Below are 22,695 nucleotides of genomic sequence, written 5' to 3' on the forward strand. Positions count from 1 at the left end.
CTGATTATTATCATACCACACAAATACAAATTTGTACACACTTTATTAACAATTCAATTATTCTTTTAAATATATTAAAGAAATTTCTAAATATAAATTTGTAAAGGTATACCTTATATTGTTTTGAAGGGTACTAAAATTACCCACTTGCTGATTATTCAACATAGTGATATTATTTTAACATATAGATTTTATTTAATGTAATAAAAACTAATTTTTAGGAGTGGTATATATAAAAACAGTAACCGTATGTATTGGTAGTAGCTGCCATTTAAAAGGATCCTACGATGTAATTCATGGACTTCAAAAATTAATTAAAGAAAATAATTTAGACAGCATCATTACACTAAAATCAGCCTTTTGTTTAGGTAAATGTGCAAACGGGGTATCAGTAAAGATCAACGATAGCTCTGTGATATCAGTTAGTAGAGAAAATATTAATGACTTTTTTAATGAATATATTTTGAACGATAAGGCGTAAATATTTTACTTGTAAAAAATAGAAAAATTTAATCTTAATTCATAAAATAGGAGAAGTGATAAACTTGAAGGTTTTTGATAATGATATACAACTCATAAAATACGAGGTAATACGAGAAGTTGTAAAACTTGCCCGCAAAGGAACTCTAAAAAAGGAAGGTAAAGACTTATTTAAAGTCCTAGTTCCAGGACCTAAAGCAAGAACCCGTTGTTGTATTCATAAGGAAAGAGCAATTATTGGTGAGAGAATAAAACTTATAAAGGGTGGAAATAAAAAAAATAAAAATGTTATTGAAGTAATTGATATTGCTTGCGATGAATGTCCTATACAACGTTTTAGAGTTACTGAAGCTTGTAGAGGTTGTTTAACTCACAAATGCATTCAAGTATGTCCTGTAGGCGCAATTCAATCTATAAATAGAAGATCTTACATAGATCCAAATAAATGTATTGAATGTGGTAAATGCAAAGATGCTTGCCCTTATAATGCAATCTCTGATGTTATGAGACCTTGCATAAGATCTTGTAGCGCAGGAGCCTTAAGCATTGATGAAGACAAAAAAGCAGTAATCGATAATGATAAATGTATACAATGTGGTGCTTGTGTTTATCAATGTCCTTTCGGTGCTATTATGGATAAATCCTCAGTAGTAGATATTACAAATGCATTGGTTGAAGCAAAAGAAGATGAAAAAACTCATGTATATGCTATCATTGCACCTGCAATCTCTAGCCAATTTACATATGCCAAAATTGGACAAGTAGTTTCCGGTATAAAACAATTAGGTTTTCATGATGTCATAGAAGTAGCCCTTGGTGCAGATATGGTAGCACAACATGAAACAAGTGAATTTATAGAAACCATAGAGGAACTCAAAACTATGACAAGCTCTTGTTGCCCAGCTTTTGTGTCATACATTAAAAAAAATTATCCGGAGCTTGGTAAACATGTTTCCAGCACAGTTTCACCTATGATAGCCATATCTAAACTTATTAAAAATACAGATCCGCTAGCCAAAGTTGTATTTATCGGACCTTGCACAGCTAAAAAAATGGAAATAAAACAACACGATATAAAAGGGATTACTGATTACGTAATGACTTTTGAAGAACTCCAGGCAATGCTTGATGCTTTTGAAATAGATATAGCAGAGTGCGAAGAACTTCCTCTAAATAACGCTTCATTTTATGGAAGAATCTTTGCTAGATCCGGAGGCCTTACAGAAGCTGTAAAACACTTAGTTGAAAAGGCTAATACTGATCTAGAATTTAAGCCTATAAGTTGTGATGGTCTTATTGAATGTGATAAAGCCTTGAAATTACTAAAATTTAATAGATCAGCTGGCAATTTCATAGAAGGAATGGCTTGCACCGGTGGATGTATTGGAGGCGCAGCTTCTCTTAGTCATGGTAGAAAAGATAAAACCGAAGTAGATAAATATGGAAAGTTATCCCTTGAAAAAAATGTTGCTGACTCACTAAGGGCAATAAAATTAGATGATATTGATTTACATCGCGGAGAAAACTTTATGTTACATAAAACCAAATAATAAAAAAAGTGGTGTTTTAAAATACTTATATGTATTTTAAAACACCACTTTTAAACTTTCTAAATTACTTTATAAATCCTTGTTCTTTTAAAAACTCCTTAGAAACATTTTCAGGAGACTCGCCTAATTTATCAACTTTATTATTTAAGACCCTCATCATTTCATCATCCATTTTACCTGACAATTTGTTTAGAACATCTTTGAGTTCTGGATACTCTTTTAAGGTATCTTCTCTAACTAGTGGAACTGCAAAATAAGGAGGAAAGAAATTCTTATCATCCTTAAGTACCTTTAAATCAAATCCTTTTAAAAGTCCATCTGTTGAAAAAGCATCTATTACATCACTACTCTTAGAATTTAAAGCTTTGTATCTAAGTCCAGAATCAACAGCCTTAAGATCTTTAAATTTCATATTATATTCTTTCGCAAGACCTATATATCCATCTGATCTGTTTGCAAATTCTATAGTTGGCCCCATTATAAGTTTATCACTTACTTTTGCAAGGTCTGAATAAGTTTCTATATTATATTTTTTAGCCGTATCTTGTCTAATTGCAAGTGCATATGTGTTATTAAAGCCCCAAGGTTCAAGCCAATCTAAAGCATATTTTGTCTTAAACTCAAAAGAAACTATGTCATATACCTTTTGTGGGTCATTAATTGCCTTTTGTTTTAGTATATTAACAAGACCAGTTCCTGTATATTCCACATACATATCAAGATCTCCCTTTTGTAATGCAGAAAATGCCACTAAAGTACCACCTAAATTTAATTTTCTTTCCACTTTGATGTCTGTATTTCCTTCTATTAAATCAGCTACAATATTTCCTAAAATCAATTGTTCTGTAAAATTTTTAGAACCCACAACAATTTTTTTCTCTTTAGGTTTAAAAATACTAGCCCCTACAACTGTCCCTATTATTAATACCGATACAATAAGTATTACTTTACTATTAACCTTTTTCCTTTTACCAGTTTTCATATGTCCATCTGTATCTTTAATTCCGTTTGGAGAAACTGATTTTTCAATTAGCCCTCCTACAAAGTCAATTAGTAGTGCTAATATACATGCCGGAATAGCTCCTGCAAGAATCATATTATTATCAACAGTTTGAACCCCTGCAAATACCATATAACCTAGTCCACCAGCCCCAATAAACGCTGCAATAGTCATAAGTCCTACTGCCGTAACTGCTGATATTCTAATACCTGCCATTATTATTGGAAGAGCTAATGGTATTTGTATCATTTTAAGAATTTGTGCATTGGTCATTCCTATGCCTTTAGCTGCCTCTAACATATCTGGATTTATGTTGTTTAGCCCTGTATATGTATTCTTTATTATTGGAAGAAGCGAGTAAAGCACTACCATAACAATAGCTGGTGTATCACCAATCCCGAGTATTGGAACTGCAAATCCAAGAAGTGCTATGCTTGGTACCGCTTGAATAACATTCGCAAATCCAATAACTGGTTTAGAAAGTTTTTTTACTCTAGTAATTAATATTCCTAGGGGAACTCCTATTGCTATTGCAATGAGAACTGCTATAACAGTTAATTGTAAATGTTGCAATAAATACTTTAATATCTCTTCTTTTCTAGAAATAACAAAATCAATAAACCCACTCATTATGCCTTCACCTCCATGTCAATAAATTGTTCACTAAGTATTGAAAGCAAACTACTTCTTGTAATTAATCCCACAAGTTTTTTATCATCATTAACAACTGGAACATACCCAATGCCGTGCTTATTCATTGTTTCCAATATATTAACTAAATTGTCATTGTCTTTAACTGTTATAACTTCTTCTTCCATTATTTCTTCTAACTTAGAAGTTTTGTTTATATCCTTTTTTATATCCTTTAATGTAACGATTCCTGACAATTTCCCATCTCTATCAGTAATTAAAAGACTATCCACTTTGTTTTTCTTCATTATATCAAGCCCTTGAATTATACTTCTTTTACCACTTATAGCTACAGGATCTTCAATCATAATATCCTTAGCCTTAATAAATTCTGGATTACTCCATATTCTGTTTTTACCTATAAACTCCTCAACATACGCACCAGCTGGATTTCTTAGAATATTTTCTGGTGTATCATATTGAACTATTTCTCCGTCTTTAAGTATACAAATTCTATCTGCAAGCTTTAATGCTTCATCCATATCATGAGTAACAAAAACGATTGTTTTCTTTACTTCTTGTTGTAAATTGAAGAGTTCCTCTTGAAGTTCGTTTCTAGTTATAGGGTCTAATGCACTAAAAGGTTCATCCATAAGAATTATATCTGGTTTTGTTGCAAAAGCTCTAGCAACTCCAATTCTTTGTTGTTGTCCACCACTTAGCTCTCCTGGATATTTATTCATATATTCTTCTGCGTTTAACCCTACCATTTCTAATAATACTAAAGTTCTTTTTTCAATTTTATCAACATCTAATTTTTGAAGTCTAGGAATGAGCTCTATGTTTTCTTTAACTGTCATATGTGGAAATACTCCAGTTTGCTGTATTATGTACCCCATATTACGTCTTAGTTCTATAGTATCTTCTGTTTCTATATCTTTACCATCTATAAGAATTTTTCCTGATGTTATTTTAGTAAGTTTATTTATCATTTTTAGTGAAGTTGTTTTACCGCATCCACTAAGGCCTATAAAAACTACAAATTCACCTTTATTGATTTTTAAACTCATATTTTTAATTACAACTTTATCTTTAAATGATTTTTTTACATTTATAAATTCAATCATTTTTTATTCCCCCTTGTGTTGCAATTTTTTTCACTTGATTTTCAAGCAACAACTTTATTATATCATAAAGTTGTTGCTTGCACAAATTACATAAATGCACTTTTTTAACTTATTTAATTCACCAAATATTATTTAAAATAACTATATTCTATAACTTGCAAAACAAAATTTTATTCTATACTTTCATTATAAGAACCACTTCCTTTATTTACATTTTAATACATATATGTTATTATATTTTTAGTGTGGGAATCTATTAAATTACTAAAAAAGCTTTAAATAAGGTGGTATTTATAATGAAAACTACAGTTACTAAAATAAAATGGATATTAAAACAAGCCAAAACTTCCATTTCACTGTTAACCTTTTTAATTGTTTTAGGAGGAATAATCTCATTATCTTCCGTATACAGAGCTATTGTAACAAAAAAACTTATAGATGCTGCTACAACCTCAAAATTTAATCAAATGATGCTATGGGTAAGCGTACTTGCAATATTTATAATACTAGATATAGCCGGTCGTGCAATTGCATCAGCATTATCTGCAAGAAGCTCCACTAAAATTACTAATTTCATACAAAAAAATCTTTATTCACGACTCTTAAACACTAAATGGTTAGAATTTTCAAAGTACCACAGTGGTGATATTTTAACTAGGTTAACCAGTGATGTTGATGCAATTTCAAATGTACTTGTAAACACATTACCAAATATCATATCACTCGGAATTACCTTAATTGCATCCACTATAGTACTTTTTTTCTACGATCCAGTTATAGCATTGCTAACCCTTTGCCTTTCACCTATACCTATTTTTTTAAGCCGAATTTATTCTAGAAAGCTAAAAATAATATATACTAAAATTCAAAAAATAGAATCTGAATATCGATCCCTACTTAATGAATCTATACAAAATATTGTTATAATTAAAAGCTTCTGTCTAGAAAAACAAAAAAACGAGAAAATCAAAGATATTCAAAAAATTAAATTAGATTTAGTATTAAAACGAAACCGTATAAATATTTTTTCTAATTCTATCCTTTCATTAGCTTCTTGGATTGGATTTTTGCTTGTTTTTAGCTTGGGAGGATTAAAACTTTCCAAAGGCACTGCCACCTTCGGAACCCTTACTGCAATGCTTCAACTAATTAGTAATATACAGGGTCCATTTTCAGCTCTTGCTTCTTCATTACCACAGGTAATTTCTGCTGTAGCTTCCAGTGAAAGAATTATAGAACTTGAAAACCTTAATCTTGATTCTTTTGACACTACTGCTACAAATTTCAATTCTGCAGGCATTATATTTGAAAATATTAATTTTTATTATAAAAAAGATAAATTTATATTACAGGATGTATTCGCTAATATATACCCCGGTGAAATAGTAGCCCTCACTGGTGCTTCTGGTGAAGGAAAAACAACCTTGGTACGCTTACTGCTTTCTCTATACCAAACAAATGATGGACATATTTTTATTACAAATAAAAATGAAAAATATGAAATCAATGCTTCAAATAGAAAAATGATATCCTATGTTCCACAAGGAAATTCACTTTTTTCAGGAACTATAGCGGAAAACCTTCGTTATGGGTCCCCAAATGCTACTGATAAACAGCTTGAAACTGCAGCTCGTGATGCTTGTGCTTGGGAATTTATTGAAATTTTAGAGCAGGGCCTGTATACCACAATTGGAGAACGAGGCTTAGGTTTATCTGAAGGACAAGCACAAAGATTAGCCATTGCCAGGGCATTAATTAGAAATACTCCCATACTATTATTAGATGAAGCAACCTCAGCTCTTGATACAGAAACAGAAATAAAAGTACTTCAGACAATACAACGCCTACACCCTAAACGAACTTGCATAATCATAACACATAGACCAACAGCTTTAAAAATATGCCACAGGATCTTTAAATTACAAAATAACTATTTACTTGAGCTTGATAATTTTACACCTGAGGATGCTGCTTTTGACGCAATTTAGTATCAATAACAATACTAACGTGTTAGCAATAACAAAGAGGAGTCCCTAAATTTATAAGGGCTCCTCTTTATTTTTCCATTTAATAACTTAACATTTACTCTAGTTTAATAGCAAAAAAATTAAACCATTGACTATGCCAATGGTTTAGCTTTTTAAGTACATTTAGTTAAAACTAAGACTTAGATCCATAAATATGATCTCCCACTAATATATGATCTTCCTCGCCACCATTTAATGTTCCTTTTGTGTCTTCTGTGCTTAATTCCCATACTTTTGGATTTTCCCATTGTTTCATAATTTTTCACCTCCTTTATATATACTTAAAATTTGATTTATATTAAATTCGGGCTTCAAATTTGTTAATAAAACGCCCAAAGATTAAACTAATAATTACCATATTCATATCTGCTGATATATTTTGTTCTGGATAATCTCCAATATCTTGCAAAGCCTTTTCAACTTCAGCCACATCGATATATGACTTAAATTTTTCTTTTTTCATCATATTTTCTAATTCCGTTTTAATTTGCTGCCAAATAGGTAATAATCTTTGTATCCAATCGGCACTTTGAGTTCCAGTAATGTCATAGTTAAGCCTTACTTTATCTGGCAAAACTCCCGCCATAGACCTACGGATTAAACTTCTTTCATGACCATTTTGCACATATTGTTCTGAAGGCAATCTTAGGCAAAATTCAATTACTCTTTTATCTCTAGTAGGGTCTCGCTTTTGTAAGCCATACTTTAATGAGGTTTTAGTATCTACAGCCCCTACTTGTGAAAAATATATTGGGCTAACAAAAGCCTTGCGTACTTCAGCTAAATCTGAATTTATCTTGCTATATGGTCCAATACAATTTTTTCTAAACCTTTCATCAACTTTATATTTTAATGATAATTTTGGATTTACTAGTTTCCAAATATTATTTTTCTCATTATTTTTTTTTCTACCTCTTATCCTATTGTAAATACCTTTTATATTATCAGGTAAAATTATTTTTAAAAATTCCTTATTAACGTCAACCCTTTTACAATTACGAAACTTACTGTACGCTCTAATTTCTCTTTCTAATGATAACCACTTTCCTCTTCTAAATAGAGTAATTAGGTGGGTAGGTAAATCTCCAAAAGAAACTGTAAAATTACCATATTGTCCATCCAGTAGAACAGTACAACCCTCTTTGACAGCAGCATTAGCTATCTCATTAACCCAGAAAAAATTTTTCGCAAATTTATATGGTTGTTCAAGAAAATCTATATATTCCTCAATATTTGTAACTGAATTTTTCCCTTCTGAACTACAATATTCAATATCTATATTTTTAAATTGTTCACGTATTACTTCAATAAATTCACTTTCATTTGTTACAACATTTTTGGGTAACCAATCCTTGTAGTCCGAAAATGGAATAGCACTAAAAGCCTTCAATCTTTTCCCAATAACTTCTAATTTTTGTGCAGCTATGCAAGCCACCGATCCAGAGTCAAGACCTCCACTCATCATTATCCCTACAGAACCCATACTGCGAAGACGACAATTAACTGCTTCAAAAAACACTTTTCTAAATTCTTGTTCATACTCCACATCAGTTTTAAATCTAAGTTCTGGTAGGCTTAATGGATCCCAGTATTGTTCTTTTATCATTCCTTTATCACTTAATTTTATAGTATATGCAGGTAATAACTGATTAATGTCAGCATATACAGTTTGATTACTATCAACTTCATGGATAGGCCCTTTTAAGGATAAAAAGTTTGCAATCCATTCATCGTTTAGCTTCGCCCCTTTTTCACAAACACAAAGCAAGGGTTTTGAAAGTGTACAAAATGCAAATATATTTGAAGAACAATAAAAGTAGAAGGCTCTATTTCCTACATGATCTCTAGCACAAAATATCTCTCTTGTTTTATCATTCCAAATTGCAAAAGCAAAGTCCCCTATTAAATATTTAGGACACTCTTCTCCCCATTTTTTATATGCTCTTAAAATAAGCTGGCTATCAGGTATATTACTCCATTCTAACTGTGGTATGTTCATTAAAGAAAAAAGTTCTCTACGGTTATCAATAATTGCATCTGCTGTAATAACTAACTCTTCTAGCTCATCATAATATGGTAATTTTTCCAATTTAGATTCTAATGTAATATGTTGCACTGCCGAGCCTAAGAATATTCCTTTATTATTCCAAGTTCCAAGCTTATCCACTTTATATTGGCTTAGTTTCTCCATTATACTTGCACTTATTTCCCCTTGTATTTCATCACCATTAAGATTTAAAATACCACAGATTGCGCTCATTGCTTTTCACCCCCAATGTTAGTTGCAAATTTTGCAACTTGAGTGAAACTTCTATAACCACTTCCACCAGTTATAATATCTGTTCCACTTCTAAGCCATGCATGTGCAATAGGATTATTTTTTTCATCCTTTGCTACTCCCAAATATAAAGTAGTACTTACCTTCCTTTTTTTAAGCATTATTTGTGCCGTAAGGGCTTTAACAAAACATTTGCTTTCCCAAGGAGTATATCTGCTAACAATCCAGACAGCCCAAGCAATTTTGTTCATATTAACCTTCTCAATATCATTTAACAATTGAGGTGATTCTTCCTTATACTTACCAGCAAACCTTGCTAACTTATAAAAAGGTAAAAATAAAATTGCAAAACGGACTATTCCAGACAAAATAAATACTTGGATAAGTAACCATTGATCCCTAAATGAAAGTTTCGAAAATTTCTTTAGTTTATTAATTAATCGATATAATATTGTCATGATACAACCTATTTAAAAATGTCATTACCGAATTTTCACAAGTTTGTGCATCCACATTAAATTCCTTTAACAATATTGAAATTATTTTTTTTACTTCTAAGGGTTTCTCAATAAGCTCCCATATACGGCTACCAACAATGTTAAATCCATAATATTTTCCTTTATTAATATCCATCATAACTATCTCACCATTCATATCTGTAGAATCTAATCCTATTTTTTGAACAATAACATTATCAAGTAAAATTTCTCTATCTTTCCCCATATTACTACCTACTCCTCGCCTTATATTATAAACATTCTACTTTTTCTTTTATCAGTCTGACTTGATCCTCTATAGAAAATATACCTGCTGGCCTTATTAGTTTAAAAAACTTAGTGTCCTTAGACACATTTAAACATTTTTTAAAATAGTCCGGCCATATACCTAATGTTTTTAGATACTCAACACGATATATATTTTTAAGTAAACTATTAAGTTTATCTATTCCCAAAATCTGTTTCACTTCTACACCGGTACATTCCTCTTGACTCAGTTCAAAAATAGCGGAAATTGGAACAGGTCCACTTGAATATCCTTTATCCACTTTAACCGCATACTTATCCTCATCATCATCATATACTTTTAACAACTTATTACTATCTACCCCCATTACCTCTAAACTATCACTCCATAGTTTTTGTTGAGGATATGCTGGTTGCACTAAAGGGATACCCTCTTCATTAAAAGTTACTGCTGAAATATCGTCAGCTAAAAAAACATGTCCCATTTTTCGTAAAGCAGAAGATATTGTTGACTTACCAGCCCCGGAAGCTCCTGTAAATACTACACACTTTCCATTAATAACTACTGCACTTCCATGTATAGGAATTATATCTCTTTGTATAAGGAGTACTCCTAATGCAGACCCTAATATAAATAGCTTAACTGAATTATTGTTAGCTTGCGTGTCAGGTTCTACTATAATGGTTTTACCATTTACAATATAATATTTTGCAACACCATCAACATTAAATAGCAGTTCATTTTTCGATATTTTAAAATATTCGTTATCACTAATACTTTCACTAACTTCTTCCGGCACCCTATCTAAATAAATATTAACATCACCTTCACACTCATCTTTACATTCCAATTTCATCAGTTCAGGAAGATAAATATCTGAAGCAATATTTAATCCAAAGGCACGGTAAAAATATCTGTTTTCCTTCTTATACATTTCCATATCATTTTCTCCTATAAAACGTTTTATTAAAGCTTTCAATTTTTAAAAAATACATAACCCTTTTTAAATTCTCTCCCTTATAATATTATACATTTTTTTCACATATTGTCAATGTGATACTTGAATTAATAGTAAAAAGAATTAGGCGTTTTAATCGCCTTCTTTCGTTTACATTATTTTACTTTTATGTTATGATTAATTTGTATTTTTAATTATTATACAATATTAAAATAAGCATATAATATTATTACTTTTACAGGAGGAAATATTATGAATAAAACTCAAAAAACTATAATTTTTTTACTGTCTTCCTCAATAAGAGAAACAAAAGTTGAAAATTTAAATACAGATAATATAAATTGGCTGGATGTTTTCGAAGAAGCAGAAGCCCATAATGTTACTCCACTTATATTCCCAACACTAAAAGCTCTTCATCAATACGCTACTATTGATGAAGAGCTAATATCTAAGTGGAAAAGAGCTTCCCTTTTATGTGGAATTAACCAAATAATGCATATAAAACAAATGAGTAAAGTCTTTGAGAATTTTAGAGAAGCTAATATACCTATAATTGCATTAAAGGGCCTAGTAATTAGAGACTTATATCCACATCCTGAACTTCGCAGTATGTCTGATGCTGATATTTTAGTACATAAAGGTGATATTGATAAATCAGAAAAAGTTCTTGTAAATCTAGGATACTATAAAGATAGTTCAATTGAAATACATAGTACCTTTGATCACAAAAAACACCTATCTATCGATTTACATTGGGCCCTTGTAAATGAGCTACATATTAAAACAGTTTCTCATTTTGATAAAACGCTTTGGACAAACACAAGGACTGTCGCTATGAATGGTTTACCTATATTAGCCCTATCACTTGAATATGAACTGTTGCATCTTATATTACATATGGCATCTCATATGATAAAATCCGGCTTTGGGCTTCGTCAACTTTGCGACGTAGTTTTATTCATTGAAAGCAAAAAGGATCATATAGATTGGAAGATTTTTTTTGAAAAGGTTAAATTATATAATATTGAAAACCTTACAATAACAATTTTCATTGTATGTAAGGAGCTATTTAATATGGATTTGCCAAAAGAACAGGATATAAAATATTTTAATTACAATCATCATATAGAATTCCTAATTAATGAAATATTTGCCAGCGGTGTTTTTGGTAAAAGAGATTATATAAGAAGTAACAGCACAAAAATTATGCAAGAAAATTATAACAATGATGAAAATTCAACAAACGAAATAAATTTAATGATTTCATTTTTGTTTCCATCTCCTAAAAAACTTAATGTAAAGTATTCTTATGCTAAGAAATATCCATTTTTAATTATATTTGCTTGGATACATAGAATCATGTATACCTTATGCTTCTATGGTTTTTCAAAATTCAAACAAATCGGTACCTTATACACAACAGCAAAAATAGCAAAAGACCGACTTAAGTTACTTAGATGGTTACAATTATAAATTGTTTTCACAATAAGGAGCATTGATATTTTATGAAAACTCTCTCTAAAAATAAATTTAAGTTTACCATATTTGTTTTAACAACTATGTTGCTATGTTCAATGATGTATATTTTCTATAAATCTAATTCCGGCATTTATTTTTATGTATCAACTTATGGTGATGATACAAGTAACGGAAGTAAAACTCATCCCTTTAAAACTTTAGACCGTGCAAAAGATGCCATCAGAATAACTTTAAAAGATAAAACAATCCATAAAGATATAACCGTTTTTCTTCGTGGTGGTAACTATTATATAAGCAAAAGCTTCTCTCTAGAAAAAATTAATTCTAACAATGAACAATTATCCATTACATATAAATCCTATAAAAAAGAAGAGGTGTTTTTTATAGGAGGATACAACCTAAAAACGACTGATTTTAAACAAGTTAATGACAAAACTGTACTTGATAGATTTATAAATAAAGATGCATCTAAAAATATTCTTGTGGCTGATTTATCTAAATATTTAATGGATTTTAATAGCAGTAAAGAAAGTATCAGTAACGCTCCTGAGTTATTTTTTAATAATAATCCTATGACTCTAGCTAGATTTCCAAATGATGATTTTCTTACCACTGGAAAAGTTATCGAAAATACCAACACTCCATTATATTCTTTTAAATATAGTGGAACTGAAACTTTTCTTTGGAATAAAAATCAAAATATCTGGATGAGTGGCTATTGGTATTATAATTGGAGCAATGCTCATATTAAAGTTTCAAATATAGATGCTAGTAATAACCTTATTAGCTTCAATGAAGAAGTAACTTATGGCATAAGAGAAAATCAGAGATTTTATTTCTTTAATATATTAGAAGAGCTTGATAAAGAGTGTGAATATTATATTGACTATGAAAAGAAGCTTCTGTATTTTCTTCCTAATGATTCCATAGCAAATTCAAAAATACAATTATCTCAGCTTAATGAACCTTTTATAACAATGACGGATGTATCAAATATAACTTTTGAAGGTATTACCTTTGAAAGTAACAGGTCTACTTCAATTGTAATTGAAAATGGAACTAATATTAAAATAAAAAATTGTATAATAAGAAATACTTCTCAAAATGGTATTTCTATAAATGGTGGAATAAATAATGGAGTAGAGAATTGTACAATTTATAACACTGGAACAGGTGGTTTAATTATTGATGGCGGAGACAGAAACACTCTTACACCCTGTAAAAACTATGCCACAAACAATGAAATATATAACTATTCTAGAATAAAGAAAACCTATAGTGCAGCCATTAGAATTTCTGGCGTTGGAATAATTGCTTCTCACAACAGTATTCATGATGCACCCCATACTGGTATTTTATTTACTGGTAATGATCATCTACTTGAATACAATGAAATATATAATGTAGCCACAGAAACAGATGATGTTGGTGCTATCTATACCGGCAGAGATTGGACTTTCAGAGGAAATATAATACGGTATAATTTTTTGCATAACATAGATAATAATATTGGTGATATGAAAGTTTCTGGAATTTACTTAGATGATTGCATGAGTAGTGCAGAGGTTTATGGGAATGTTTTTTATAAGGTTAAAGACCCAATTTTTATTGCAGGAGGAAGGGATAATATTGTTGAGAACAATATTATTGTAGATTGCGAGAATTCTATTAAATTTAATGAAGGAGGATTAACTAACAATTTAGGTCAATTATATACAAATTTAAAGAAAGTTCCATATGAGAGTAAGATTTGGACTAATAAATATCCTGAACTTAAAGACTTACTAAAGAATGGTAACCCTGGTACTCCTGATAATAATGTTATTAAAAATAATCTACTTTATCATACTAACATGCCATTAATTAGTGACTCTGTTGTAAAGTATGGAAATGTTAAAAATAATATTTACTATGATGTAGATCCTGGATTTGTAAATTCGGATAAAATGAATTTTAGATTGAATAAAAACTCAATTATATTCAAACAAATGAAAGATTTTAAAAATATTCCTTTTGAGAATATTGGAAGAAAATCATATGCTCCTTTTTAACCAACTTCTTCTATGTCTGTTGAAAAATAATAATAAAGAGGTACTTACTAAAAAAGTAAGTACCTCTTTAATTAATTTCAATTTTATTGCTAAAGTTTGGGTATAATTAAATCTGTTATCGTCCAGAGCGAGTTAATTGTAATAACTTATTCAGACTTATGCTTGTACTAAACCAAAGCCTTTCCATACACCAGGACTTCCAGTTGTTACACATACCCATCCCAGATAACCACTTGCCGTCGGTGAAGTATTAATCATTTTATCACCCTGTTGCCAATCCCCTGTAGTTGGTATCGCTGTGCCATAAAAAACCATATCTACTACTGCCATTTTCGCAAGCGTGGTTGTTATTGTAACTGCTACTACTGTAGTTGATGCGGTTTTATTAACTGTTATAATCTTATTAGTAAAATCAATAGCTGTTATCATAGCAGTTAATGTAGCGCCGGACTTACCTGCACCTGGAATATCTATACTTTGACCTGGAACACATGATGAACTATATATTGGTGATATAGTAGTTATTGTGTTTTCACCTGTATTCATTGTTCCTGTACCAATTGTTGAAATTGCATTCAACCCATTACATCTTCCATCTACATTTTGTACCGCTTTATATGCAAAAGGTCTGCCTACTCGACCACCACTATTAAAAGGTAGGGTATAATAACTGAAATCACCTACTCTATAAACACCTTGATTAATATAGTTGTCACTCGATACATGAGTTCTATTCATACCTAAAAACTTATTAAGTCTACTATTATATGCTACTTCATATCTAGTATCATCTGAAACTATTTGAGAAATTCTAATAACTGCACTTAAATGACCAGGAATTGCGTTCTTAGATGTGCCCAAATCATTATTATATATTTCTAGAAGACCATATACAGTCATATTACGAACATTCAATGATATTTCTCTATAATCATTAGAAATTAATCTTATTTCCTTTGATTTAGCATTAACATCCACTGTTATATTTTCTAAATTTAACATTATTTGTGGAGGTAATGTATCTAATCTTGTGTTATTTTGAACAAACCTTATTACACTGTTTGATGGCTTAAAAGTTATTAAGTTTCTATTAACTTCGATTCTAGCATCCTTAAAACTGACTATTCCTTTTTCAGCAGACATATTAGTAGTATCCATATACATTAAGCCCATTCCACCTGTAGCCCCAAGTGAGCCATTATCATAGGTGAAATTACTCATAGAAAATATAGAGTGAGTGAAAGTCTTGGCATCTCTAACATTAATAGCCCAACCACCAATTTTATCAAACCTTACTCTATCAATATGCCAATTAAGATAGTCAGATACACTTAATCCATCAGTAACTACTCCTTCTGCTCCTCCAAACTGTAAATCTACAAATCTTACTTGGTTATCAATTGGACCATCATAATAGACTAATGCAGTACTTTGACTTCCACCCCTAATAGAAACTCCCTCAAACCCATAATAAGGACAAGCAACATATGCATCTGTACCTCCTGTAATATGAATAACAGGTGTAGGATAACCATCTTTATGAAGTATCTGCGAAATACCAGAACCACAACCTAAATACATTATACCTCTAGCATGTGCTATTCCTTGCGTTATATATTTTCCTGCTGGAAAGTATACGCAATTGGTAGTAATACCTGTCATTGCTAAAGCTATAGCACTATTAATTGCCGTGGTATCGTCAGTTATTCCATCACCTACAGCACCAAAACTTTTTACATTTATATAGATTGAGTTACTAGAAGTATCTGCTCCCCTTAAACCCTCATTTGAGATTCTTATATCTTCTGCTATAACTCTATCTGACTCATTTGATATTCGTATATCTTCCGCTATAACCCTATCAGCTTCTGCTGAATTCATCTCCACCAATTTATCATCTATAATACTTATATAGTTTGCACTTAATATACCGTCTTTCCCTATTGAACTCTCTACCACAAAATTAAAACTTGGCATAGTTAATTCTTTACCATCTTTACTTCTGTGTATTTCGCATATTACTACACCAGCAACAGCTAATGTATTAGATTTTATTATACACTGTACTTTACCATTTCTTTCGTCGAGTATGCTTATCCCACTCGTTGCATTTTGGTATACAATAGTATTATCCGCCTTTAGGAATCTAAATTCAATTTCTTCCCCCGTTATATCCACAGATGATCCATCATCAAAAAGTGTAATTTCAAGGGTCGATGTATCTATATCTCCTTGTTTAAATTTTATATCTGTTACTGCATTTATTTTTATATCAAAATTTATTTTATATCTATTTTCCATAACATACCTCCAAATTTTAGAATTATAATTTATATTCTACTTACACCATAAAAACTTAAGTGATTTAATGTTTTTATGTAGTTTTTGTGTTTAAATTATATAATTCACGAATATTGGAGACTCTTACATAATAGGATTTCTGCAATAGCACGGACATGTATGTAAAACATTAAATATTGTAAATATTAAAACCATTGTGAGGAATATAGTTATAAAGACACCTTCGCAGGTATCTTTGTTAGTTCTTTCTATATTTCATAATATGTATAAATTACTTTGATGTGATTAACTTTATAGTATCTGTATAGTATCTGTACTAAATGAGTTACTAGATAATCTATATTATCCTCCACTTAAAGAAATCACTTTTTCTTGGTTTTGTTTTTTAATGCACCCATTATAAAGTTATATCCATATAATAAATTTTCATCTTTAGTTATAATCATTATTGATAAATATATTACTCCACCTACTACAGTAAGAATAATACTACTTAATATTGTAGCATTCATATTTGAACACATTACCCAAATTACAGAAAACATTATTAATGATGAAATCAAATACTTTCCTACGGGTTTAAATAATTTTTTTATATTTAATACGTCTCTTAAAAAATATGCCATTAAAAACATTCCCGTATATTCCGCTATAACTGACGAAATGGTTGTTCCAAAACCTTCATATCTATTTATTAATAAAAAATTTAATAGTACATTTATTATTGCCCCTGTTGTAACAGCGATAGTAAAATGTTTTTCTCTTTTTATTGATATTAAGACTTGATTTCCTAATATGCTAGACCAACCTAACGTAATCATAAGAAATGAACCTATATAAAACATGGGTATGATCCCTTCAAACCCTTGTCCATAGAACCAGGGTACAAAAGACCTGCATACTCCTATTAATCCAAAAGCCATAGGAAAAGCTACAAATGAAACAAAAGAAAAAGATTTATAAACATTATTATTAAACTCTTCATACCTCTTGTTTCTATATAAATTTGCCATCTTAGGTATTGTAACTATAGCTAACGTAGTTACAACTGTTATAAGTATTTTTATTACTTTTTGAGAGTTATCATACATCCCTACTTGTGATTCATTAACTAATGCACCTAACATAACTTTATCCAACATAGTATAGACATTAATAGCAATTTGAGGTATAAATAATCTGATTGAATATTTTAGATGTGTTAGTAGATTCTTTTTCTTTGGTAATACAAAGTGAATGTTTCGGGGTATCTCCAACCACATTATAACTTGTCCAATAAATTGAGTACTACCTAATATTAACGCATAAAGCCATACTTGAGAACTATCCTTAACAAAAACAAATATTAATACAACTCCTATAATTTTCACTAATGTATTTCTAATTACAACCTTTTTAAAATTTTCTAATCCAATAAATAACCATGATATGTCTACTAAAGAACTTAGAATAACAAGAGCTTGTATTATATAAACACTTGTATAATTTGAGTCTACAACCATTCCAAATACTACTATATATATAACTAAAGACATTCCCATTGTTATAAATTTCAATAAATTTATTTCCCAAAACGTTCTACTCAGTTTTTCATTATCATCTCTAACATATGCAATCTCTCTACTAGAATATGCTGATAGTCCTACCATACCAAAAAGAACAAAATATAGTGCATACGTATTAGTTAAAGCATATCTACCTAATCCATCAGCACCGAATACTCTTGATACATATGGTATTGTTATTATTGGTAAAATTATAGTAAGTATTTGATATGTTAAATTATATAAATAATTTTTTATAACTTTCAAAGTTACCACCCTCTAATATCATAATGTTCTGTTTTAATAACTAATATAAGAATTATTTAATTAGAATATTAATCTTCCCACTTGAAAATAAAACTTATAAACAATGTCATCGGAATAAGGCTTTCACTATTAAAGAATATTAGAAAAAGTGAAAAAGTATAAATAGAAGCTAAGCCTTTATTACCAAATATATCTCTTTGCCCTTTATAAAAAAAATACAGATATAAAAGCATTATAGGTATTCCTAAATCATAAAATGATATAAGTAAACCATTTGAGTTATGTACTACCCCGTATTTATTTTCCATATTATTTCTTACGTATTTATTAGATACTCCATAGCCTGTGAGAGGCTTTCCAGATATAACAGTTAAACTACTAACGGTATCATTATACCTAGTGTTGTACGATCCTTCTTTTGCAACTAATTTGTGGCCCATTATATTAAAATTTATCTCAATAAAAACCATTATACCTATTAAAATCAAGGATAAAACTTTAATTTTAAAGTTCTCTTTTCTATAACTCTTGTCCATAAAAAAGCTATATAATAACGCTATTATATAGCATACATATCCTGTTACTGAAAATGTTGTTATTAATGTTATACTAAATAAAATAAATTTATGTATGCGATATTTATCTTTTTCTCGTTTATGCATTAGTAAAATGATGGCTATTATTATAAATACTTGATACGCTCCAGGTTCCCAAAATATCCCTGAATTCCTTTGATAATCTTTAGTCCATGACATTGTATAATAAAATGTATAAATGTATTGGTTAAAACCACGAAAAGATTCCATTAACAATGGTAATTTGAAGTTTGGTATTACCGTTAATATTCCAAAACAAATGTCACTAATTAAACATAGTGCTGCCATTATATTAATAAAATATTTTTTAAATTTATCCATACTAATATTGCTTTGTATCACCATTAATGAAAATAATTTAATAAATATAATAATAGTATCAGTAAGTGCTATATCATAATCAATATTAATAATAATATTGATTATCAGTATTATTGTTATTGAAAAGAATATATACAAATTTCTTTCAGAAATCCTACCATTTTTCATCAAGTAAATAACAGCAATTAAAAACAATATACCCATAGTGACCTGCATTCTAACAATAGTAAAAAAAACAGATCCAGACGAAATTATAATCCAAAGGACAGCCAAAATCTCTAAAATATTAATCAATTAATCCACCAACTTTTCAGCTTTTTCAATTCTTTAATTATTATTTATTTATTAACAAATAGTCCTTTGCCAAAATTAATCGTCTTTTTAATAAATTATAGAAAAAACAAATTTTATAAAAATACTTATCTGAAATGATTCTAATTTCTTTTTTATAATATCTATTAATTATTATTATACTTTCCTTTAAATTTTTATCTTTAACTTCTGGTGATAAGTTGCTTTTGTTATTTTCATGTATAGTAAAGTATGCCATTATCATACTAATATATTTAAATTTTTTATTTAAATTTGCTAAATGTGCAAAAAACTCTTTATCCATACATACATCAAAATCTATATCAAATCTTACCCCTTGGTCTATTATGTTTCTTCTCATAAAAAATGAAGTCGATGGTATATAACAGTAGAAATAGGTGAGATTTTTATTATAAGAATTAGATTTTTTTGTTCCCAGTAGTTTTTTTTCTGAATTTACAAAGTAATTATCACCATATAAAATATCAATATCATTATTATTGAAGCTATCAGATATAATATCAAATATACCATTGCTATAGTAATCATCAGTATTAAGCCATCCTATTATATCACCAGTAGCCATAGCTAAAGCTTTATTAAGTGCGTCACTTTGGCCTTTATCTGGTTCTGAAATCCATTTTAAATGTGGATACTTCTTAAGTATACTTATAGTATCATCACTAGAACCTCCATCAACAATTATATGTTCTATATTATTATATTTTTGATCTAGGACACTATTAATTGCATTTTCAATAAAATGCCCCTGATTAAAAGATGGTGTTATTATTGATATTTTTGGTTTATTCAATTATGTACCCCTTTCTAGAAAATTTTAGTTATTAATATGTAATGATGCTTGGTTATCAAATCAATATCATATTACCGAAGGTTTTTTTATATTCCTCTTCATACAATTCTGTAAGCTTATCATCAGTTATATGCCTCAAATTCTCATCCTTTTTCTTTGCTTCTTTTATAGCAATTTCCAGTGCATCGCAATGATCTTTGCCATTCAAGAGTTTTTGAATCTCATAACTATAATGTATAATATCAAATCCATAAAACCTCATTCCACAATATTCCCAATCAAATATTATTATTTTTTTTCCTTCTTTTCTCATATTCCAGGGTGCAAAGTCCCCATGTGAAAATGTCATAGTACTTCCATTTTTATTCACTATAGACCTTTTAATCGATATTACTTCCTTAAATAGCTCATATATTGCGCCATTTAGATTTGGGTATACTTTTTCACCATTAAATTCTTTTGTTATTAACATATTAATTCCATCAATTCTATAGCTATTAACATAAGTAGGCAATTCTAATGTTTTAAATTCTTTTAAATTACTGCATTTTAAAAACTCTATTTCTGCATTCATTTGTTTTGCTGTATTTTCATTGCCTATTTTACAATATCTAATACCAGTTTCATTAAATAATTGTATAACAATTTTTTGGTGTTCTCCATATGTTCCAATTATCACATTATAAGAATACTTATTTTTAATAACATTTTTATTAATAAAATTTTCTATACGCTTATCTAGATTTAACTTCACGAAATTAGCCTTGTTAACTTTACTTAACACACATATAGGAACTAAATTGATTAAATTACTAAATAAGTTATGCTTTACAGAATATGAACTCAATGTCTTAACTAAGTTCTTTTTTGCACTACTATCCCTAGCTATATAATATCTAACTTTTCCTTTATTAAGTATAGCAATATGTGTCCATTTATCTTTACTACCACATATCTGTTCTTCTAACAAATCCAGTATACCCATAATTTCTCCTTAATTTATAGTTGAATTACTCTTTCATAGATTTTTTGCATTTTTTTTGATTTACTTGTCCATAAGTACTCAGATTTAATTCTGCTCTGAGCTTCTATTCCCATTTTGTTTCTTAGGTTATTATCTTTGTACAACAATTCTATAGCTTCAGCCAATTTACTTACAACATATTCCGGACTTATTGGATCTATTTTAATTCCACACTTCTCACTTACAATATCCGCTACTCCATGATGATTTATTACAACAACTGGCTTACCATTAGCCATTGCTTCTAGTACAACATTCCCAGAAGTATCTCTTAGGCTTGTAAATATAAAAACATCACATTGTTGATATAAATTATCCATTTTAGAGTGATTTACACTTCCGCAAAAATTAACAACCTCTTGTAGGTTGTTTTTGTTACAGAACTCTTCACATTCTTTTCTTAATTCGCCCTCACCTACAACGTTAAGTCTTAAATTAGGTATATCAACAATTCTTAATGCCTCAAGTAAAATTATTAATGCTTTCCTATATATAATATTTCCAGCCCACATTAAATTAAAAACACTGCTATCTCTATATTCATTAATAGTTTTTATATTTTCTTCATTAATTCCTGTTTCAAGAAATATTGCACTTTTATTTATTAAACTATCATTATATAAAAAATTATAAGTATCAGTATTTGCAAAGATTATATACTTAGATTTTTTTAACGCTTTTTTTAATGTTAAAGATGATTTATAATAGCTATTTATTAACTTGCGAACTTTTTCTTTAAATAGGTGTTTTTTATAGTACCGCTCAAAACCATTAGGTATATGTTGGGCTCCCCCTATAGGTCCTAAAACGAAAGGTTTATTTAACCTCCACAAATATCCCGGAGTTCTAAATTCATTGAATGTAACATGGTGTACTAAATCAATATCATGTTTTTTTATAATCTGTTTTGCTTTAAAATAAATACACAGTTGCCAAATCTTATAGTATATATGAACCCCACGGTTTCCCTTTTTCCAAAATCTTAACCATTTGGGCAAATCAAAATACTCAAATCTTATATTTTCATTTTTGTTTTTCACCACTTCTTTTTCAATATTATCTCTATTGGAGCTCCTAGTAATAACTATAATATCATTGTAATTTGACATATGCTTGGCCCAATTCCAGCCTACTCCCGGTTCAGAACCTTTGTTGGGTTCACATGCATATGCTGACATTAGCACTTTCACTG

Annotated in this window: 18 protein-coding genes; 5 read left to right on the forward strand and 13 right to left on the reverse strand. The window is 29.5% G+C overall.

The window, feature by feature from the left end:
* The first annotated feature begins 232 nt into the window (after window positions 1-232).
* Entirely contained in the window at window positions 233-481 is a 249-nt protein-coding gene (locus ACREWB_RS12175) for a (2Fe-2S) ferredoxin domain-containing protein (RefSeq protein WP_431547756.1), read from the forward strand.
* 64 nt (window positions 482-545) lie between these two features.
* Window positions 546-2,030: a 4Fe-4S dicluster domain-containing protein gene (locus ACREWB_RS12180; protein WP_431547706.1), complete on the forward strand. Its 1,485-nt coding sequence runs from the start codon at window positions 546-548 to the stop codon at window positions 2,028-2,030.
* Window positions 2,031-2,094: 64 nt separating this feature from the next.
* On the opposite strand, the gene ACREWB_RS12185 is transcribed toward ACREWB_RS12180, so the two are convergent.
* Window positions 2,095-3,660, reverse strand: a complete 1,566-nt coding sequence (locus ACREWB_RS12185; protein ID WP_431547707.1) for an ABC transporter permease/substrate-binding protein — start codon at window positions 3,658-3,660, stop codon at window positions 2,095-2,097.
* A complete protein-coding gene (locus ACREWB_RS12190; RefSeq protein WP_431547708.1) occupies window positions 3,660-4,787 on the reverse strand; it encodes a betaine/proline/choline family ABC transporter ATP-binding protein in 1,128 nt (375 codons plus the stop codon). Before ACREWB_RS12190 ends, ACREWB_RS12185 begins: the two co-directional genes overlap by 1 nt.
* A gap of 296 nt (window positions 4,788-5,083) precedes the next feature.
* Between ACREWB_RS12190 and ACREWB_RS12195 the strand changes: the two genes are divergently transcribed.
* Complete coding sequence (locus tag ACREWB_RS12195; protein ID WP_431547709.1) at window positions 5,084-6,775, forward strand: ABC transporter ATP-binding protein; 1,692 nt, start codon at window positions 5,084-5,086, stop codon at window positions 6,773-6,775.
* 172 nt (window positions 6,776-6,947) lie between these two features.
* On the opposite strand, the gene ACREWB_RS12200 is transcribed toward ACREWB_RS12195, so the two are convergent.
* From ACREWB_RS12200 to ACREWB_RS12220, 5 genes are read right to left on the reverse strand one after another with little or no spacing between them, the layout of a single operon-like run.
* The gene (locus tag ACREWB_RS12200) at window positions 6,948-7,070 is read right to left on the reverse strand and encodes a hypothetical protein (protein ID WP_431547710.1); all 123 of its coding nucleotides are present in this window, start codon (window positions 7,068-7,070) and stop codon (window positions 6,948-6,950) included.
* A 42-nt stretch (window positions 7,071-7,112) separates the two neighbouring features.
* Window positions 7,113-9,074, reverse strand: coding sequence for an asparagine synthase-related protein (locus ACREWB_RS12205; protein ID WP_431547711.1), 1,962 nt, complete (start codon window positions 9,072-9,074; stop codon window positions 7,113-7,115).
* Window positions 9,071-9,550, reverse strand: coding sequence for a lasso peptide biosynthesis B2 protein (locus ACREWB_RS12210; protein ID WP_431547712.1), 480 nt, complete (start codon window positions 9,548-9,550; stop codon window positions 9,071-9,073). Before ACREWB_RS12210 ends, ACREWB_RS12205 begins: the two co-directional genes overlap by 4 nt.
* On the reverse strand, window positions 9,525-9,815 hold the full coding sequence (locus ACREWB_RS12215) for a lasso peptide biosynthesis PqqD family chaperone (RefSeq protein ID WP_431547713.1): 291 nt from the start codon (window positions 9,813-9,815) through the stop codon (window positions 9,525-9,527). Before ACREWB_RS12215 ends, ACREWB_RS12210 begins: the two co-directional genes overlap by 26 nt.
* Before the next feature lie 25 nt (window positions 9,816-9,840).
* Complete coding sequence (locus tag ACREWB_RS12220) at window positions 9,841-10,776, reverse strand: hypothetical protein (RefSeq protein WP_431547714.1); 936 nt, start codon at window positions 10,774-10,776, stop codon at window positions 9,841-9,843.
* 270 nt (window positions 10,777-11,046) lie between these two features.
* Here ACREWB_RS12220 and ACREWB_RS12225 point away from each other — a divergent pair, with 270 nt between their 5' ends.
* Window positions 11,047-12,267 (forward strand): nucleotidyltransferase domain-containing protein, encoded by a 1,221-nt coding sequence (locus ACREWB_RS12225; protein ID WP_431547715.1) that lies wholly within the window; start codon window positions 11,047-11,049, stop codon window positions 12,265-12,267.
* 32 nt (window positions 12,268-12,299) lie between these two features.
* Window positions 12,300-14,324, forward strand: a complete 2,025-nt coding sequence (locus ACREWB_RS12230) for a right-handed parallel beta-helix repeat-containing protein (RefSeq protein ID WP_431547716.1) — start codon at window positions 12,300-12,302, stop codon at window positions 14,322-14,324.
* A 156-nt stretch (window positions 14,325-14,480) separates the two neighbouring features.
* On the opposite strand, the gene ACREWB_RS12235 is transcribed toward ACREWB_RS12230, so the two are convergent.
* The 6 genes from ACREWB_RS12235 to ACREWB_RS12260 all read right to left on the reverse strand — a co-directional run bounded on the left by ACREWB_RS12235 (window position 14,481) and on the right by ACREWB_RS12260 (window position 22,681).
* The gene (locus tag ACREWB_RS12235) at window positions 14,481-16,625 is read right to left on the reverse strand and encodes a BppU family phage baseplate upper protein (RefSeq protein WP_431547717.1); all 2,145 of its coding nucleotides are present in this window, start codon (window positions 16,623-16,625) and stop codon (window positions 14,481-14,483) included.
* A gap of 362 nt (window positions 16,626-16,987) precedes the next feature.
* Window positions 16,988-18,436: a flippase gene (locus tag ACREWB_RS12240; RefSeq protein ID WP_431547718.1), complete on the reverse strand. Its 1,449-nt coding sequence runs from the start codon at window positions 18,434-18,436 to the stop codon at window positions 16,988-16,990.
* 68 nt (window positions 18,437-18,504) lie between these two features.
* Window positions 18,505-19,647: an O-antigen ligase family protein gene (locus tag ACREWB_RS12245; protein WP_431547719.1), complete on the reverse strand. Its 1,143-nt coding sequence runs from the start codon at window positions 19,645-19,647 to the stop codon at window positions 18,505-18,507.
* Between the two features lie 40 nt (window positions 19,648-19,687).
* Window positions 19,688-20,479: a glycosyltransferase family 2 protein gene (locus ACREWB_RS12250; RefSeq protein WP_431547720.1), complete on the reverse strand. Its 792-nt coding sequence runs from the start codon at window positions 20,477-20,479 to the stop codon at window positions 19,688-19,690.
* 55 nt (window positions 20,480-20,534) lie between these two features.
* The gene (locus ACREWB_RS12255) at window positions 20,535-21,464 is read right to left on the reverse strand and encodes a phosphotransferase family protein (RefSeq protein WP_431547721.1); all 930 of its coding nucleotides are present in this window, start codon (window positions 21,462-21,464) and stop codon (window positions 20,535-20,537) included.
* Between the two features lie 14 nt (window positions 21,465-21,478).
* A complete protein-coding gene (locus tag ACREWB_RS12260) occupies window positions 21,479-22,681 on the reverse strand; it encodes a glycosyltransferase family 4 protein (RefSeq protein ID WP_431547722.1) in 1,203 nt (400 codons plus the stop codon).
* Window positions 22,682-22,695 lie beyond the last annotated feature (14 nt).

The organism is Clostridium sp., from assembly GCF_050717635.1.
In the GTDB taxonomy this organism is placed as follows: Bacteria; Bacillota; Clostridia; order Clostridiales; family Clostridiaceae; genus Clostridium_AD.